The following is a 1195-nucleotide window of genomic DNA, read 5'->3' as shown; positions in this document are numbered from 1 at the left end:
TGAGCTGGGGGTGGCCGCAGAGACCAGCGAGAAGCGACTGTTTACTAAAAACACAGGTCCGTGCGAAGCCGTAAGGCGATGTATACGGACTGACGCCTGCCCGGTGCTGGAACGTTAAGGGGACCGGTTAGCTCTGATTCGTCAGGGCGAAGCTGAGAACTTAAGCGCCAGTAAACGGCGGTGGTAACTATAACCATCCTAAGGTAGCGAAATTCCTTGTCGGGTAAGTTCCGACCTGCACGAATGGCGTAACGACTTCTCGACTGTCTCAACCATAGGCCCGGTGAAATTGCACTACGAGTAAAGATGCTCGTTTCGCGCAGCAGGACGGAAAGACCCCGGGACCTTTACTACAGTTTGATATTGGTGTTCGGTTCGGCTTGTGTAGGATAGCTGGGAGACTGTGAAGCTCACACGCCAGTGTGGGTGGAGTCGTCGTTGAAATACCAGTCTGGTCGTGCTGGATGTCTAACCTGGGTCCGTGATCCGGATCAGGGACAGTGTCTGATGGGTAGTTTAACTGGGGCGGTTGCCTCCTAAAGGGTAACGGAGGCGCCCAAAGGTTCCCTCAGCCTGGTTGGCAATCAGGTGTTGAGTGTAAGTGCACAAGGGAGCTTGACTGTGAGACCGACGGGTCGAGCAGGGACGAAAGTCGGGACTAGTGATCCGGCGGTGGCTTGTGGAAGCGCCGTCGCTCAACGGATAAAAGGTACCCCGGGGATAACAGGCTGATCTTCCCCAAGAGTCCATATCGACGGGATGGTTTGGCACCTCGATGTCGGCTCGTCGCATCCTGGGGCTGGAGTCGGTCCCAAGGGTTGGGCTGTTCGCCCATTAAAGCGGTACGCGAGCTGGGTTTAGAACGTCGTGAGACAGTTCGGTCCCTATCCGCTGTGCGCGTAGGAGTCTTGAGAAGGGCTGTCCCTAGTACGAGAGGACCGGGACGGACGAACCTCTGGTGTGCCAGTTGTTCTGCCAAGGGCATGGCTGGTTGGCTACGTTCGGGAGGGATAACCGCTGAAAGCATCTAAGCGGGAAGCCTGCTTCGAGATGAGGACTCCCACCTCCTAGAGAGGGTAAGGCTCCCAGTAGACGACTGGGTTGATAGGCCGGATATGGAAGCCAGGTAACTGGTGGAGTTGACCGGTACTAATAGGCCGAGGGCTTGTCCTCAGTTGCTCGCGTCCACTGTGTT

General features: G+C 56.4%; 1 rRNA gene. It reads left to right on the top strand.

Annotated elements, in window-relative coordinates:
* Nucleotides 1–1173: ribosomal RNA gene (locus CHR28_RS37050) — 23S ribosomal RNA — on the top strand; the annotation flags it as partial.
* Nucleotides 1174–1195 lie beyond the last annotated feature (22 nt).

It is taken from the genome of Streptomyces sp. XY006 (genome assembly GCF_002237655.1).
In the GTDB taxonomy this organism is placed as follows: domain Bacteria; phylum Actinomycetota; class Actinomycetes; order Streptomycetales; family Streptomycetaceae; genus Streptomyces; species Streptomyces levis.
The sequence above is the reverse complement of the archived record's forward strand: the minus strand, read 5'-3'. Positions and strand labels throughout refer to the sequence as shown.